The following is a 17543-nucleotide window of genomic DNA, read 5'->3' on the forward strand; positions in this document are numbered from 1 at the left end:
GGATAAACAATCTCAGACTAAATTTTGAGGGTAGACGAACAAAACACCCTGTGTGGGATCTCATTCATGACTGAAAACAACGATACTTTGCTGCTCAAAGCTGCTAAAAGCGGTGATATCAATGGGCTATGTGCGCTACTAGCTGCTGGTGCAAGGGTGGATGCGTGCGATCGCCAAGGTACCACGGCGTTAATGTTTGCTGCTAATTTAGGCTACACCGAAATTGTGCGATCGCTGCTGGATGCTGGGGCAAATATCAACTTGCCCAGAAAAATTTATGGTTTGACGGCTTTGATGTTGGCAGCTAGTGCCAAACAGCTTGACATTGTGCAACTTTTACTATCTAAAGGTGCGGATGTCAATGCCACTAATGAAGATGGCAGTACAGCTTTAATGGCAGCAGTACTCAAAGGTCACATTGATGTAGTGCGAGTTTTATTGGCTGCTGATGCCCAAGTTAATATTGCTGATAAAGATGATGATACGGCGTTGAAACTTGCTATTAAGCAGGGAAAAATAGAAGTTTTACAAGCTATTCTCCAAACTGGTGCGGATGTCAATATCCACGATCAAGAGGGTGAGACTCTTTTAATGTTCGCGGCAGACTTGGGACATCTGGAGATTGTGGAAGCACTGCTAGCAGCAGGGGCTGATGTGAATGTGAAAAACGCTGATGGTGGAACTGCCCTATCGGCAGCAGCAGCGGTTGGACACAGTGCGATCGCAGCAGCTTTACTAGATCGAGGTGCCCAGATAAATCTTCAAGATCGAGATGGTGAAACTGCCTTACACCTCGCCGTTGTGGAAGGCTACATTGATGTCGCACAAATATTGCTTAACAGGGGTGCAGATGTCCAAATAAGGAACCGTCTAGGCGATACACCACTGCTTGTAGCAGCATTGCAGGGACATAGCCAAATTGTCGAGGCACTACTACGTTCTGGCGGAGATATAAATGGGAAAAATCTTGGTGAAGTTCCTTTGACTTTGGCTGCATCGCAAGGACACACCCAAACAGTGCAAGTGTTGTTAGACTATGGTGCTGATGTCAACATTCCAGGGGATGATGGCAAAACTGCTTTAATTAAGGCAACTGAACGTAAACACAAAGAGATCGTACATTTGCTGCTAGCAAAGGGGGCAGATGTGAATTTTCAAGACTCAGCGAGGGCCACATCATTAATATGGGCTGCTTCAGCAGGTTATGGCGAAATTGTGCAGTTATTACTCCAAGCTGGGGCAGATGTGAATTTGAAAAACCGTGGCGGTTATACTGCTTTAATGATTGCAGAATTTAATGGTTATAAGAACGTGGTGCGGAGTCTGCAAAAAGCTGGGGCGCAAGAATAGCAATCTAAATTCTTCGTCTAAAATATTTTCAGAAATATTTTGACAAATCATTAATTGAAGATTTTCAGCTTAAATATCAAGGAAGTTTAAAAAAGCAAATCTAGGACGAAGAAACAAAGAAAGCAAAACTCCGTCGTAGCTGTTGTGAACTTGCTACGGCGGAGAAAGAAAAATTAAAACGCCAAAAGGGAGCAGACCAAATGCTTGCGTCACAAGGATAGAAAGAAAGCAAAAATGAAGAAGTAAATTTACCTTTTACTTTTTACCTTGTACATTTTACCTTTTACCTGCTCTCCCCCTTGGCGTTTCCTACTGTGCTAGATGTGCAAAATATATAGTTTTTAATTGAACAGAAAAGTATTCTAACGATCATTTTTTATGTATTATCCTAAAGGTTAGATACAAATAAGTTACCAAAAAAGGTTGATGTACAACCGTTTGAGAGATCGCTACGGTAATTAAAAGAAAAATAAATAAAAAATTAAATTTAGTGGAATCACTGTGGTGAATCCTCTGTCACCATAAACTCAAGCATTGACTCATGACTTGACCGAGCATAAATGCCCAATGATTATAAGATTTGCAGAACAACTAGTGTCATATCATCAGTGTTTTGTTTATCAGCACCGATGAATTGCTGAACTTGGTCAAAGAGGTAATCCACAATCTCCTCTGGCCCATTGCAGTATTTACAAGCCGTATTGAAGCCAGTAACAAAATTGTCTTCATCGAAGCGATCGCCAGCAGCAGCAGCGGCATCAGTCAAGCCATCTGTATAGTAGATAATTGTATCCCCAGGCTCTAACTGTGCCTGGGCATCTTCATATTGGCTGTTAGCATCCAAACCGATTAACATTCCCAAAGTATCTAAACGGGTGACAGTTTTTGTCGCTGCGTGCCACCACAAGGGAGGATTGTGTGCTGCATTGCTATAAGACAGAATTCGGCTGTGAGGGTTATATTCTGAGTAAAATAGAGTTACAAAGCGATGGGAATTTTCCAAATCCGCATACATCACTCTATTTAAGTTTTGTAGAATTCCGGCTGGGGAATTACCATGTAGCACTTCTCCCCGTAGCATTCCCCGCATCATCGTCATAATCAGCCCAGCGGGGACACCTTTGCCCATGACATCTCCAATAACCAAACCCCAGCGACTAGTTTCCGTGCCACCTTTAATCTTGGGCTGAATCTTATTGTGATTGGTAGCAATAAAGTCGTAGTAGTCTCCGCCGACGCGATTGGCAGGTTTACAGCGTGCCGCCAGGACTGCACCGGGAATTGTGGGGCATTGACGTGGTAGAAGTCGCCGTTGGATTTCTGCGCCAATTTCTAGTTCTTGGTCTAGACGTTCTTTTTTTCTTAGTTCTACAGCTAGTTCATCGTTTTCGATCGCTACTGCTGTTTGGTCTGCCACTAACCTAACTAACTTTTGCCTGGTTTCTGTCCAACTATATTCTGGATCGCGGCTCAAGACATAGAGCCATCCCCGTTCTGTATGCTTTACCAGAATCGCCGTACCAAAGATTTGCACATCTGGTCCTAAATAGCGATGCATCTGGTCATCCAAAATCCCCGTGGCATTCGCTAGGGGGGCAGTATTAGGCAACAGCGTGATTTGACTACTGGCTATTTCTAGCGCTTTGCGGATATTCTTGCGCTGGCCACTATCTTGCCAATGTAACTGTTCTAACCTGACTTGACCATTAGGTTTGTAGAGAAACAGGGCGCTACCGTCTGCATCTGTCACTCTTGTTGCCATCAGCGGAATCAGTTCCAAAAACTGATTCAAATTATTGAAACTTCTCAGGGCAAATCCTAAAGAACTTAGCAAATCTTGAATTTTGTTCTGTTCCCGGTGCAACCTTGCCACAAGTTCTTTGAGTGCCACGACTGGTGTGACATCCGTCGCGGCACTACTATTATTATCAGTGGGTTGAGAGGGCAGTTGAGACACAGGCACAGGTATTATTGCACTTTATATTGGCAGATTTTAGATTACTTATAAATCTTTTGGCTTTGGCATTGCTAAACCATATTTAGACAAGACTTGCCATTTTAGCAAGAGTATAAAGACGTAACAGGCAAATTTTATCAGGATTTTATTTGCTTATTGTATTTATGATGGAATATTAGTAATTTCAAATCATGTATTTTTAGTCCAAATTTTACCCGTAAAAATTACTAGTTTTGCTGATAGCTCAGAAATCTTTTCATTTTTTCATAACTTAATTACCAAAGCATATCTCTAAAGTCATAAAAATACTTTATTCAAAGAATAATTTATAACGCTCTCTGAGGAACTGTTTAGGCATAAGCAACTAGGAGACTAGAAGTCTTTTAAGTAAAAACCTCTATAAGCGCTCAAATCGAGCTTGATTTGCTAAAAAACAGAATTACACTCCTTTCCAAACCTGAGAATATGTAAATAAGTTTTCAAATACTTAATTTGTATACCATAATCGCTGGGATAATCGCCAAGATTGAGCTTTTCCATTTTTAATTTCTCGTTTTGCGAATTTTGAATTGCTGAATACGCAAAATTTAAACCCATCAAAACTGGATAAAAGTGAAGTAACTCTATCTTCTTAGTCAGAGGTAACAGAGTTAAACCATTCGCCTGTAATTTATTTTAGGGGTGAGTCATTTGGCAAGTGTAAGATATGAATAAAAAAGATGACACTAAAAATAGAAGAAATATCTTCTAAGACCTTTAAGTCAAAAGTCAGAAAGAGTGTTTTCATTTAACCATCAGAATTCCAACCTCTCGATAGACGTTGCACGAGTAAGTCGCCATAGCCAACACCAAACACCTATGGAGGAATTAAACCTCCCGCAGCGCTGAAATCACCCGCGCTGGTTTCCCAACGCACTGCTCACCATTGGGACTGCTGTCTATCCCACAATAGAGTTGTATTTGTGGGGGTGAGTGTCTCGATTCCCTTTTCAATTGCTGCAATATGAAAGTCTAGGGGATTTTGTATGTAGCAACTAAATACCGTGCTGCTACATTTAAAAAGCCCATTTAAGACTTCAAAAAGGGCATTAGCTAGAAATTTTAGCAAAAGTCACCTATTTATTGTGACAAATTCATAATTTTAGGACTTGAGCTGTTTCTAGTTAGTTCAAGTGATAATACCAGATCAGTCATGCCTAAATTTATTAGTTTTAGGACTTACACAAAAATAGCTAAAAAGCTTAATTTATCGAACCTCCTTCTCTGTCAGAGGCTGACGCCAAAGCGCAGTGTCTCCCAGAGAAGAATAATACAGTATTGCGTAAGTCCTAAGTCTGTTGAGAGAAATTTTTAACTCGAAATTTTTCAACTAACCACTCAAGAGAGCTTCGACAAACTCATAGCTTGAAAAGGGGCGTAGGTCTTCAATTCCTTCGCCAGCACCAATAAAGCGAATTGGTAAACCTAGCTGCTGTACAACGGCAAGGGCAACGCCGCCTTTGGCGGTGCCATCTAGCTTGGTTAAGACAACACCACTGAGTTGGGCAGCTTGGGAAAAAACTTCGGCTTGTCGTAGTCCATTTTGGCCTAAAGTGGCATCTAGAACCAATAGTGATTCTACTTTGGCATCTGGGGCTTTTTTGTCGATAATTCGCCGGATTTTACCGAGTTCGTCCATTAAATTTTTCTTGTTTTGCAGTCGCCCAGCTGTATCTACCAAAAGTAATTCAGTTTGACGTGCTTGGGCAGCTGCGATCGCATCAAATACAACTGCTGCCGGATCTGTATTTTTTCCCGGATTGGCAATTACATCCACGCCACTTCTACTACCCCAAACCTTCACCTGTTCCACGGCGGCGGCACGGAAGGTGTCTGCTGCGCCAATCAAGCATTTATAGCCAGATTTTTGTCCCAAGTGGGCAATTTTACCGATGGTGGTGGTTTTACCGGCACCATTTACCCCAGTAATTAACCAAATATTTAAGGTTTCTTTTTCTGGAGTAAAGGTAGTTTTGTGAGATGTTTTGCTCGGTGCATCCAGCATATCCCGGAGGATTTTTTTCAGGAAAGCGATCGCTTCTTCAGGTGCGGTAACTTCTTCTCGCAGTTTTGTCTGTAGGGCATTGATAATAAAGTCTGTCGCCTCTACACCAACATCAGCTTGTAAAAGCAATGCCTCAATTTCCGTCACAGCAGCTTGGTTAAGCGGCCCTTGACCAACAATCGCCTTCAGTTGATTGAGAATACTACGGCGAGTTTTGTCTAATCCTTGCCGGAGCTTTTTCAGCCAGGTAATTTCTTCAATAGAAACGTCTTCTGCACTTCTACCTTGAGCTGCTAGAACTTTCGCTGACCAGACAAACCCATCATCAAATAGCAGTCCGGGAATTTCCTCTCCTGTTTCTGCTGAGGTTGTCGCTACTGGCTGTACTACCTCCGGTTCTGGAACTTCAATAGCAGTAGCTATGAGTTGCTCCAGCTTGGCTTGCCGTTCTGCCGCCGCCCGTTCTAAAAAGGATAAGTTAGCTGGTGCTGTTGGCTGTGTTGCCTCTGGCGTAGCTAGTGGTTCAGTGGGTGTTAGTTCAACTTCACTTGCCGTGAGTTCTGGGCTGGAAACATCTGGCTGTTCAACAATTGCTGCCACTGAGGAATCTTCTGTAATTTCTTCCTCACTAGCAACTTGGATAACTTCTGGCTGTGCCGTTTCTACGGTTGTACTAGCAGGTTCCTCAGTTGCTTCTGGTTCAGCGATTTCTGCAATTACCGTTTCTGCGGTTTCAGGTTGTATTGATGATACTAAGCTATCTGCTGAATCCGGTGGGGTTTCTACTACCTCAACTTGCTGTTTTTGCTGAATATTTTTGTAGGCAGCTTTAGCAAATGCCAATAAGTCTGCCGTTGTGTCTGGTGCAGTTTCAGCAGTTGGTGTTGAGGTGTCGGCTGGCTCTGGTTGGGGTTCTTGTACAGGAGGTGTTTCTTCCTGTTTTTTATCAGAGGGAGTGTTAGAGGAATCGTTATGTTGACGACGGAACCAATTAAAAACCATTGCAGCAGTATTGTTTATATGAGTTATGAGTTATGAATTATGAGTTTAATTTAACTTTGCACTTTTTCTTAGGGTGAAAACTTCCGAGTTATCCTCACCTTTCAACGCCAGTTTGAGCAGAATCGTGACAACAGAAAGTTTTTTGCGATCGCGCAGCGTCTCACTTTGAGTGAAGTTCCGCTTGGAGGAAGCCGCAGAAGCGGCTACAGACTTTTCTCCACGGCAGTATAAAAATTATTAATTCCGCAGCAGTACTACGCAGTTTTTTTCTGCTCAGTGACTCGGCGTAAAACACCGTTAATAAACCGATGACCATCGTCTCCACTGTAGCGTTTGGCTAGTTCCACGGCTTCATTGATGGCAATACTGTCTGGTACTCCTAAGAACTTCATTTCTGCCACGGCGATTTGCAAGATATCACGGTCAATTTGGGCAAGACGAGTTACTTGCCAATCTACTAAGGCAGCAGAAATGAGTTCATCTATAATGTGTCGATTTTCGTTGACGGTAATCACAAGCTCTTTAGCGTAATTCCGAACTCCCTTGTCTTGATTGGCTAACTGAATCAAGACTGGGAAATCAACTGCTGTACCCAACTGATTGATTGCTGTCTGGGTGCAGGCGATCGCTTCTTGAAGCATTGTTCTGGCAGTATTGAGGTCGGAGGCCTGAGTTTGGCTACTTAAGAGGCGATCATTACTGCGTTGCAGCTCACCTGCGGCATTATCGAGGGTATCTTGTACTTCTGAGGTCAGAGTGCGTACTGCACCTAGTACCAACTTGGATACTAATTGGTCGTCTTCCAATTTATCTAATTTCTTTGGGTTGACTGGCAATTGGCTAAGGCTTAAAAGCGCCAATTCACGAGCAATTTGCTGGGGTTTACGAGGTTGCATAAAACTGAGGGGTGATTGTGCGAGAACTGAATTAACTAGGCAAGACAAACTTACAAGCCTATCAATTTTGGCACAGTTAAACAACAACATTACGCATTTGCTTGTGACTATGCCAGATTGATTTCAGAGAGGCAGAGGGCAGATCGCTTTTAGCGTCTCCCCTTGGGAGAAGACAGGAGAAATACACTCCTATATCTCTTGCCGCAACCAGAACTTTTCTTGGGGTTTAAGTCAAGATCGCCAAAATCTCCGAGTTAGTGGCTTGGAATTAGATGGAGTGTGAGCCGCTATTCTTTATTGAACCTCCTGCCTCCTGCCTTCTGCCTTCTTCACATTTCTTCAACAGGAATAACCTGCTGCTCGATCTCTTCGTGTTTCACTTCCAATGTGGAATCTTTGGGGAAAACCAAAGGCGTATTGGAGGCGACAATGCCACCTGATACAACTATTTTAAAGGCGTCTTCAATCGACATAGAAAGGTTCACCACCTCGTCTTCAGGAACGACTGCGTACCATCCGGTAGTCGGATTTGGAGTGGTGGGAATAAAGACACTTAGCACGGGGCGAGACATCTGGGCTTGGATATCACTGCTGATTGCACCAGTAACAAAAGCGATCGCCCAAATTCCTCGGCGAGGATACTCCACCAAAATTACCCGGCGAAACTTGCCATTAGAATCTTTCAGGATGGTTTCTAAAAGTTGTTTGAGAGTTTTGTATACCTGCCCTGCTAAAGGAATTGCCTGTAATAATCGCTCACCAAAATCTAATAACCACCGCCCAGCTATATTTCGAGCCATCAAGCCCATTAGTAATATACTTAGTAGTGGTACAGCCAAGCCTACCAATAAATTAAGTATATTTACTAAGAATGGGTTTAACCCATCGAAGGGATTCAATTGTTTGGGAATTTGGGTGAGAAAGTTGATTACCCAACTTGCAATGGTAATTGTCAGCCAGATAGTGGTTGCTAGGGGAATTATTACCAACAAACCAGCAATCAGGTCGTTTTTTAAGTCCTGTTTTAGGCGATCGATTACCAAGCCCCGATTCTCCTGTTTTAAGCTAGAGGAACTTTTGTTATCCGTATCCATACCAGCAGATTCGTCAAATTCCGAAGGCTTTAACTTTGGCAGATTCTGCCGCAAGTAACTGTCTATAACGCTAGCAAGTTGCCTGCTGCTGGAAATCAGCTATTTTCCTATAAGCATACACATAGACATTAACCAATCCCATGGCGACTGATTATTCTTAGAGGATGTTACTTTTCTTTATAAGACTTGTAAATGATTGTTGCAAGTTCTTACGTTGGAAGTCTGTTTTATCTAGTCTTGAATTATGAAAAACAATATCCCCGACAACTTTTACGAAGTCAGGGATCTGTGTAGCACATTTGTGCGCTCTATGNATTTTGCGATCGCGATACAAGAAATCCTTCTAATCTCTAGCCCTCTTCACGCCGCATCAACCTGTGTAGTTTCAGAATCTGCGCCCTGCAATTGTTGCGTACTCTCTTGTACCAACATTGCTGTTGTATCTAAATTAGCTTTTGGTAGATATTTCATTTCCCAGACTTTGAGCAAAATCAGGTATTCATAGAATGCCTGCAATGTACACCAAGCGACTCCGGCGCGTCCATCTAAACATCCGCCTAAGATAAAATACATATATATAAACCGTAGCAACGGTCTGGCAGGCAAACGTAAAGATAAATCCTTCAGGGCACGCCGTCTTTCGACTTCCGATTTGCCAAAGAATAAATCTTGCCAGTTCACCTTCCCCTGTTCTAGCTGATACAAGGTTTCTTGAGCTTCATCCGTAGAATAACGGTTGTGTTTGTCAATCCAGCGGCTCAAACCTTTGCTACAAGTGTAGTGTGGGTATGTTTCTTTTAAAAAGCTAGTTGCACCCTCACAAACTTCTCGCTCAGTATGTCCGTAGTCTGTAAACCACACTTTACCGTGGCGGAAGAGTCGCATTTGGTAACGGGGATACTGTGTGCTGTAGCGAATCCAACGATTCATGAACATGACGCGTTCAGCCACGTAGTAACCAATGTAGTCTGGATTCTGACTTGCCTTTTCGCATTCCGCAAATAGTTCTGGTGTCATACGCTCGTCAGCTTCGAGAATGTAAACCCATTGATGCTTCGGTGGGATAGACTCTAACATCCAGGTGCGTTGGCGTCCGTGGCTTTCAAAAGCGTGTTGGACAACGCGAATGGGATAGCGACTGGCGATTTCCACAGTGCGATCGCTACTGCATGAATCCACAACAATGATGTCATCTGATAACATTGCCGATTCGATACAAGCAGCAATATCTAGTTCTTCGTTATATGTCAGTATGTAAATTGAGAACATTACTCAAGTTTTATAGCGATTTTACTCAGTGATAATTGCTTTGTTATTGTTATTAGCTATTAGACGCATGGCAGTATCAGCCGTCAATAATTTTTGGATACTTCTTACTGCCATGCCAATAGTGGATTAGCGTGCGGCAGTTCTAGGTTTACCACCTTGTACAGCACCCCTACCTCTTAAGCTTGTCCAGCCGATGATAATGTAACCAATGGACAATAGCAAACTGCTAATACCAATCCGCAGTCCAGACTTCCAAGCAGTATCTTTAGCTTGTTGCAGCGCTTCGTCTCGGCGCTGGCGAACTTGGCTCAGTTGTTGAGTTTGCAGCGTTTGAACATCTGTTTGTTGTTCGATAGCTTTGTCAAGTAATTGGGGATTTGTTTTAGCCTTCTTCAGTAACTCTTTTATATTTGCGGGAATTTGAGGGCTTTCAATTGCTTGCTTATATCTTTGGTCATCTTTGAGGATTTCACTAAACTGAGCTTTGGTTTGGTTTCGCAGCTGGTCTAGTTGCGCTTTTCCTTGCTCAGTATTTAGTTGTGCTTGCAATTGCGATAACCGAGTGTTCAGTTGAGTTTCTGCCTGATCTGCTTCTTGGGTGATTCGGTTGAGTGTTTGAGTCTTGGCTTGATTGACGTTATTTAGGTGCAGGGGAAAAATCAGCAAGAACATCAACCCTAAAAGACTGGAGATAATCGCAGCGGGAAATCTTAAATCAATACCTTGGGGGCGATCGCTTGCTGGATCGGCATTCTCAATCCAATAGGCAGCAAACAGAAGCCCCAAACCGACTAGAGGAACAATTCCTCGATCGACAAGCGCTGTTCCCAAATTGATTTGCCATACCCGATCGGTGGGTTGAAAAGGTAACAACAGAATCAAAAAGTCAACAAAAAAGGACAAAATGCAGATTATTCCAACTACCTTAAGTGTGAGAGCAGTACTCACGGAAGTAAAACGGTTAACCATAGTTTTTCAAACTGGTGGAGAATACGAGTGATTTTCATATTTCAAGCTACTTGAATATTGTGCCCATGACTATGACTATTGTGTAAAAACACAAAGCAGACTCAATATTGCTAAAGGCTATCTGCCTCTTGGTTTTCAACTATGCCACAGTAACATTTGTTATCTACAGTGTCTTCAGGAAATTCCTGGTATTTTAAGATACGAAGTTTACGCGGGACTAGAGGAAGAGACTGATTAATTACCCAATCTGCCTGATTGCAGTTCTCAATCGGTCGTAATACAGACCTTTTTAGGGGATCACAGATGTCCATTGGTGTCAAATTAAATCGAAACCTTTGCAATAAGGTTGTATCGACTTATCGCTCAATTTGAGCAAGGAAGCAATCGTTACTGACAACAGATGCTACTAAAAGTGATTGAGACTATATTGAGTTGGGATTTTTGGGAGTATCTCGCTTGCTATACTTACAGTAGTTTTCTTTTGCATAAAGTAGAAAGCTACGGGTTTTGAGGCAGGAGGTAGAAACTCTTTATATCTGATGCGTGAGTCCTGCATTTTTTACCTCAGTTACTTGCAAACTCCTGTATTTATACTCTTTTTTGCTAATTCCTAAAAAAATGGGCAAATCAGAAATAATAACTAATAATCAGGTATGAACTTTACTAGAATCAGTTCGTCGATGATTTTTGTTAGCAAAAAGAGTGAATTTGAAGGAGTTAGACTCTGAAAGGCTTTGAATTCAAAGGTGTTGAAAAACTTATTAGCCCAATAGCCGCGCTTCTCGGCTTTGTGTATTTGTTGCAATGGTATATTGGAGACTTGCGATCGCCTTCCGATCCCATCTTTGAAAATAAACAGCCGCCTTTGGTGATGAAAGAGGGCGACCCTTATATCCGCGCTTTAATGCGAACTATCTCGGCAAGTGAGGCTAGTGGAAATCGTCCTTATTCGCTGTTATACGGTGGACAGCAAGTTAACGACCTTAGCCGACATCCTGAGATATGCGTCACAATTGTCACAGGCCCCAATACAGGAAATTGTTCTACCGCTGCTGGCAGATATCAAATCATCAACATTACTTGGTATCGTTTAGCCCCTCGTTATCATCCAAATCCAATGCAGATGATGTTTTGGACTGGTTATAGTTTTGAAGCAGAATATCAAGATGTAGTAGTTTACCGTTGGTTAAATGATTCTAAAGTTTGGGGAGTTGATATTTCTCAACTGTTGCGTCAGGGAAAGATAAATGATGTTTTGCGGCGACTCTCTCCCACTTGGACAAGTCTGGGGTATGGTATAGAAACTAATTCTGTTAGTAGCTCTTTACCTAAGATTTATCAGAAAATGTTGCAAGAAGAATTAACCGCAGCTAAACAACCGACAGCCCCGATGCCACCATCCCCAACTCCTTCTAGCAAGGCAGTAAAAAAGTAGTAAGTTTATCCTAATTTTTAACTTGCTGTGGATAAAAAACTTTTGATATTTTCCACAAATGCCAAAGTATTTTCAAAGTGGATATTGTGTGCAGCATTGCTAATTATTTTTATCTGAGCAAATTCACATATTTTAGCCATTTCTGTATTAATAGATATAAATTTTTGATCGTATTCACCCACTAGCAAAAGCATGGGAATTGTATTTAATTTTAGCTTTTCCCATAAAGAAGGTTGACATCCAGTACCCATAAAGCGCAGTGATTTATCTAATTCCTGTGGATTGTTCTGCAACCGACTTTCAACCATGCGATCGTATTCTGGATGATTTTTTATATAACCAAAAATCGGTTGATTATACCAATTTGATATAAAAGTGGCAAAATCGCTTTTTTCAAGACTTCTTGTTAATTTTCTGCCTATTTGTGTATCAATTTTAATCCGTTCTAATCGTTCTGCTTCTGTTGGCAAACCTGGGGAAGCTGACTCTAGAACAACTTTATGAAAGCGTTCTGGAAAATGCAGCGCTAGGTATAAAGCCAATCTTCCACCCATTGAATAACCAACTAAAAAGCACTTGGCAATTTTTAACTCATCTAGTAAGTTGATTAAAGCATGAGCAGTGTTTGCCATTGTATAGTATTTGTCCTCACCCAAAACTTGGGTTTTGCCATGTCCGGGAAGGTCAAGTGTTAAATAGGAAAATTCGTTAAACAGTAATTTTAAGGCTTCATCAAATTCATTAATGTTACCCATGAAGCCATGCAAAAAAAGAATTAGTGGTTTATTTAGAGTGCCAATTAAAGAATAATGAAATTGATAGTTTTTTAGGATCATAGTCTAGGTAAAAATCACCATTGCACAGCATATTAAGTATCTAGTCATAAATAAATTTCAAGTTTGTAGTAAGGACTTTAGTCCTGATAATCCTTGCTCTGAGCGATAAATCGCTCACTACAAACTAGGAGTTTATTTTATATTTAATTATGTCTACCTACTTATGTGATGGAATAAGTTTTTCCATCGTTGCCTCTTAGAAAAAGCGAACAAAGGAAAGTCTATAAAAATAGGTTTTCTAACAGTTGCCAATATGATGTCCCTGGAGTTAATGTCAGGATGCACTATTGAATTTTGATGCATCGCTGCTAGTGCATCACTAATTTTGCGGACGCATTTTAGATTATTTTTCTCATTCTTAAGGTAAAAATCGATCTAAAGCAGCCTTTAACTGTTTTATTTCAACGTCAATATTACCCTCTTGTGCAGCTCTACCAATACACTCAGTTAAATGTTCATCCAAAACAATTCGCGCGACTCGATCCAATGCGCCCCGCACTGCGGCAATTTGCAGTAGAACATCAGGACAAGGGGTACTTTGCTGCACCATTGCTTTGATACCACGAACATGTCCCTCTATACGCGATAATCGATTGACAATTCGCCGTAAAGACTCTTCGCTATGGACGTGAGGATGAGCCGACTCTCCAGTTCCATGAGTCCGATCTGTTTGCTCGTGGTCTGTATCGTGATAGTGGGAATGTTCGACTTGCTGGGATGTTGGCAAGGATTCCTTACTTAATCGGTTTGATCCATTCATGGGCTATGAAAAGGCTTGTATTACTAAGATCCTAGTCTAGTACTCGACCAACCCAAAATTTATGGGTGAAGGTGGAACCCATTCACCCTAACTTTACTGCTGACGATTGGCTTTTTCTTGAGGAATAATCTCCGTTACTACCCTACCGCTAGAACTACCACCTTTGACAACAATATTTTCTGTTTGCAGATTACCAACTGCTGTTTCACCCACAAAATTTAATGGTGGGTCAATTTGTCGGTAAACAACATTTCCCTGAGCTTCAACTAACTTATTATCTAAATACCAAGTTAGTGTATTGGATCTTAGAGACTGGCGACGCTGACCAATAGCATTGACGTTACCTTTTAAATAAACGGTTTTTTGTGGTATTTTCATTTCACCTTGATTGGCTGTCACTGTGACATTTTCGGCACGATGGAACATTCGCGTAGGTGAGTTTGTAGTGACAGTTTCTGTATTCATGTTCCAGGTCATAGAGTTACTAGCTATTTGCATTGGTGGGTCTAGTAATTCTAGTTGAGCATTCTTTTGGACAGTGGCAATTTTTGTTTTTAAGTTGACTTCGGCAGAATTTCCCTTACCGCGATCGCTAATTTTATTATCTTTGTAGCGGTCAATTTCTAGAGGGCGATCGCCAATCAGTTTTTCTTCTTTAATATTCCAGATTAAATGTTCAGTTCTCACTTGCATCTGGGGATCGATAGAATTTGCTACCACTCCTCCAGAAAATTCCATCCGCTGTTCGCGGGTTTTTACTCGCACTTCCTGCGCTACTGCTTGTAGTTTTTTATGAGTGCCGTTAATCTTATTACGAACAATCAACAAATCTTCTTTAGGACGCCATTCTAATTCATTACCTTGCAACACAATCCCATTACTAGGATCTGTGGCAAATATCTTACCTTTTAGAAACAACTGCTTCCCATCTTGTTCAATGTCTGCTACATCTGCCTTGATTTGGTAAACAATTTTGCCATCTTGATATAGTTCACCATAAGGGCTTTCAGCCTGACCAATTTGTTTTTCTTTGGTGTATTTTGCGGTTTTAGCCCTGACTTTCCAAATTGGTCTTCCCACTTCATCTGCTTGTTCTAAGGTGACATCAAAGAAAGTCAAATTGCTATCTTTGTTAGATGAATCCGCAGTATTTTGTTGGGAAGCTGGAGGGGATTTGCCCCCGCAGCCAACTAAACCAAATACCAAGAAAAAGGTCAAAGGTAAAATAAGAAAGGAGGGAGTGGAGGAGAAAATTTGAATTTTTCTCTTTCCCCATCTCCCTCTTTTATGAAATTGATACGTCATTATTCTTGGATTTCTAGGTGTCCATCACTACTTCTGGGGTCTTCCAAAAAACCGATCCCAGATAATGGCCGGTATGGATAGCTTTGGCGAGGAGTTTTTTGAATATCTTCTTTGATGGCTTCTAAATCAATGTAGCGATCGCTTACATTGATTAAGCTGTCGCTAGTCATGGAACGCAAGCTCACAACTTCTACCCGCACGCCACGATAGCTGACTGAATTAACCGCATAAGCTAAATCCCCATCACCGCTGACTAAAACTGCGGTATCATAAGAATCTACTAACGCCATCATGTCTACTGCTATTTCTACATCCAGGTTAGCTTTTTTAGAGCCATCTGGTAGCTGGACTAAATCTTTAGCAATGACTCGATAGCCATTGCGACGCATCCACAGCAGAAACCCTTGTTGCTTCTCGTTTGTCCGATCTACGCCAGTGTAGAAAAAAGAACGCAGTAATCTAGAACCTCCTGTTAATCGACATAATAGCTTCGTGTAATCTATTTCAATACCTAGTTGCAGTGCAGCGTAAAATAAATTTGAGCCATCAATAAATATGGCAACCCTACCTCGATTCTCCAAAACTTGTTCTGGCGTAAATATTGAATCGTTTTCCAAATTATTCAACATCATTGTGATACCTCAGTTTTTATCCCTGTTATTTTTGATACAAATTACCAACTTTTAGATGCTAGTCACAGCGGCTTATGATAATGTTCTGCGGCTAATTTAAATTGAGCCACGATAAATTTTGTGAGAAAATAAAAAATTGAACAAAATCAGAGTTTGATAAGGACTAATCGTTTTTCGGGGGTTCTAATCGCTGAAAAACAGGTTGGTGTTTACCCAACTGTTGCTTGCTCGATAGTAGTCCCCATGTAGCATGGGTGGCAAAAGGAGCATTAACTGAACTTTCTATTCGATCATTAAAGTTTATTCCAAAGCCCAACTGCTGATAAATATCGCTGCTGATGTTCGGAATAATTGGGGATAGCAGATAAGCTGCTAGTCTAACCGATTCTAGAACTGCGTAGAGAACCTTTTCCACCGACTCCTGCTGTCCCTGTTTATATAATGACCAAGGAGCCTGTTCATCAATAAACTTATTACTGGCTTGCGCCAATGAAAGTATGACCACGCAGGCTTGACTGAAAGCTAGCTCTTGGTATGCTTGTTTTACCTGTTCCCCTAAACGTAAACCAATTGCTTTCAAAGGATTTTCGTCAGGAATCCCTTCATTGCCTATTGATGGGACATTATTCTCAGCACAGTACTTTTTCACCATGCTCAAAGTGCGATTGAGCAAATTACCTAAATCATTTGCCAAATCTGCATTCAGAACATTAATGAACCTAACTTCATTAAAATCTCCATCTTTGCCAAATTCGATTTCCTTAAGGAAGTAATAACGAACGGCATCACTACCATAGCTCTTAACTAATGCCACAGGATCAAGGGTGTTACCCAGACTTTTGCCCATCTTCTGCCCGTCTTTAGTCAAAAAGCCATGCCCAAAGACTTTCTCTGGCAAGGGTAAGCCTGCTGACAACAGCATTGCTGGCCAGTAAACTGCATGAAAGCGCAGAATATCTTTACCAATTAGGTGCAAGTTGATTGGCCACCATGTTTCTAACGCATTTGCTAAAGTCGGTTCTGCATCTGGTTCTAGTAATGCTGTGACATAACCTAGCAGCGCATCAAACCAAACATAGAGAGTGTGTTTGGGATCAACTGGTACGGGAAAACCCCAATCTAAATTCACTCGTGAAATGGAAAAGTCTTGCAGTCCTTGATTGACAAAGCTGAGGACTTCGTTGCGCCGACTTTCTGGTTGAATAAAATCCGGTTTAGATTGATAAAATTCTGTCAGCTTAGTTTGATATTTGGATAAGCGGAAAAAATAGTTTTGTTCGTCTCGCCACTCCACTTCTTTGTTAGTATGAATTGGGCAACGGTGTCCTTCTAGCAGATCCCGTTCTTCTTTGAATTCTTCGCAAGATACGCAGTACCAGCCTTGTTGTTGTCCTTGGTAAATATCACCAGATTCCCAGACTCGCTCAAAGAATTCTTTCACGATCGCTTGATGACGAGGCGCAGTAGTCCGACTAAAGCGATCGTATTGGATGTCTAATAATTGCCATAAACTTACGAAACTAGGGACAATTTCATCACAAAATTCTTGTGGCGCTTTCCCTAAACTTTCTGCCGATCGCTGAATTTTTTGCCCATGTTCATCTGTACCTGTAATTAGTAATACTTGATATCCCAGTAATCTCTGAAACCGCGCCACTACATCGGCTGCGATCGTCGTATAAGCACTACCTATATGAGGGACATCGTTTACATAATATAGGGGTGTGGTCAGCGCAAATGTCAATTCTTTTTTATTCACTAGATTCATACAAAATAAAAATTAACTTATTAAAACGTTTTATATCTTAGCTTTTATCGGCAAAACCAGGCAATTATACAATATTATTACCATTTTTTCCAATAACATCTTCATACTAGCAAATTTATCAAGTCCAGAATTGTTTTGTAATATGCATCAATTAAACTCATTTTTACCTAAAAAATGGAAATTCACTAATCATAATTTTTTTGAATAGTTTGTATTAGATATTATT

13 protein-coding genes are annotated in these 17543 nt (G+C 41.2%); 2 read left to right on the forward strand and 11 right to left on the reverse strand.

Annotated elements, in window-relative coordinates; translation table 11 throughout:
* Positions 1-66: 66 nt before the first annotated feature.
* Positions 67-1350: an ankyrin repeat domain-containing protein gene (locus tag QUD05_RS14765; protein WP_289796718.1), complete on the forward strand. Its 1284-nt coding sequence runs from the start codon at positions 67-69 to the stop codon at positions 1348-1350.
* A 571-nt stretch (positions 1351-1921) separates the two neighbouring features.
* On the opposite strand, the gene QUD05_RS14770 is transcribed toward QUD05_RS14765, so the two are convergent.
* The 6 genes from QUD05_RS14770 to hpsJ-B all read right to left on the reverse strand — a co-directional run bounded on the left by QUD05_RS14770 (position 1922) and on the right by hpsJ-B (position 10581).
* Positions 1922-3313 (reverse strand): PP2C family protein-serine/threonine phosphatase, encoded by a 1392-nt coding sequence (locus QUD05_RS14770; RefSeq protein ID WP_289796719.1) that lies wholly within the window; start codon positions 3311-3313, stop codon positions 1922-1924.
* Between the two features lie 1363 nt (positions 3314-4676).
* Positions 4677-6353, reverse strand: a complete 1677-nt coding sequence (gene ftsY / locus QUD05_RS14775) for a signal recognition particle-docking protein FtsY (RefSeq protein WP_289796720.1) — start codon at positions 6351-6353, stop codon at positions 4677-4679.
* 254 nt (positions 6354-6607) lie between these two features.
* Positions 6608-7249 (reverse strand): transcription antitermination factor NusB, encoded by a 642-nt coding sequence (gene nusB, locus QUD05_RS14780; RefSeq protein WP_289796721.1) that lies wholly within the window; start codon positions 7247-7249, stop codon positions 6608-6610.
* Between the two features lie 329 nt (positions 7250-7578).
* On the reverse strand, positions 7579-8343 hold the full coding sequence (locus QUD05_RS14785) for a DUF502 domain-containing protein (protein ID WP_289799974.1): 765 nt from the start codon (positions 8341-8343) through the stop codon (positions 7579-7581).
* A gap of 360 nt (positions 8344-8703) precedes the next feature.
* On the reverse strand, positions 8704-9612 hold the full coding sequence (locus QUD05_RS14790; protein WP_289796722.1) for a glycosyltransferase family 2 protein: 909 nt from the start codon (positions 9610-9612) through the stop codon (positions 8704-8706).
* A gap of 126 nt (positions 9613-9738) precedes the next feature.
* Positions 9739-10581 (reverse strand): hormogonium polysaccharide biosynthesis protein HpsJ, encoded by an 843-nt coding sequence (gene hpsJ-B, locus QUD05_RS14795; protein ID WP_289796723.1) that lies wholly within the window; start codon positions 10579-10581, stop codon positions 9739-9741.
* A 790-nt stretch (positions 10582-11371) separates the two neighbouring features.
* Between hpsJ-B and QUD05_RS14800 the strand changes: the two genes are divergently transcribed.
* Positions 11372-12016 carry a glycoside hydrolase family 24 protein gene (locus tag QUD05_RS14800; protein ID WP_289796724.1) on the forward strand — a complete coding sequence of 215 codons (645 nt, stop codon included), beginning with the start codon at positions 11372-11374 and terminating at the stop codon, positions 12014-12016.
* A gap of 17 nt (positions 12017-12033) precedes the next feature.
* Here the strand turns inward: QUD05_RS14800 and menH are convergent, their stop codons facing one another.
* From menH to metG, 5 genes are all read right to left on the reverse strand, one after another.
* On the reverse strand, positions 12034-12852 hold the full coding sequence (gene menH / locus QUD05_RS14805) for a 2-succinyl-6-hydroxy-2,4-cyclohexadiene-1-carboxylate synthase (RefSeq protein ID WP_289796725.1): 819 nt from the start codon (positions 12850-12852) through the stop codon (positions 12034-12036).
* Positions 12853-13210: 358 nt separating this feature from the next.
* Positions 13211-13612, reverse strand: coding sequence for a metal-sensing transcriptional repressor (locus tag QUD05_RS14810; protein ID WP_289796726.1), 402 nt, complete (start codon positions 13610-13612; stop codon positions 13211-13213).
* A gap of 93 nt (positions 13613-13705) precedes the next feature.
* Positions 13706-14917 carry an LPS export ABC transporter periplasmic protein LptC gene (gene lptC / locus QUD05_RS14815; RefSeq protein WP_289796727.1) on the reverse strand — a complete coding sequence of 404 codons (1212 nt, stop codon included), beginning with the start codon at positions 14915-14917 and terminating at the stop codon, positions 13706-13708.
* Positions 14917-15546: a LabA-like NYN domain-containing protein gene (locus tag QUD05_RS14820; RefSeq protein ID WP_069072029.1), complete on the reverse strand. Its 630-nt coding sequence runs from the start codon at positions 15544-15546 to the stop codon at positions 14917-14919. Before QUD05_RS14820 ends, lptC begins: the two co-directional genes overlap by 1 nt.
* 166 nt (positions 15547-15712) lie before the next feature.
* On the reverse strand, positions 15713-17317 hold the full coding sequence (gene metG, locus QUD05_RS14825) for a methionine--tRNA ligase (protein ID WP_289796728.1): 1605 nt from the start codon (positions 17315-17317) through the stop codon (positions 15713-15715).
* Between the last annotated feature and the right edge of the window lie 226 nt (positions 17318-17543).

Source organism: Nostoc sp. GT001, assembly GCF_030382115.1.
In the GTDB taxonomy this organism is placed as follows: domain Bacteria; phylum Cyanobacteriota; class Cyanobacteriia; order Cyanobacteriales; family Nostocaceae; genus Nostoc.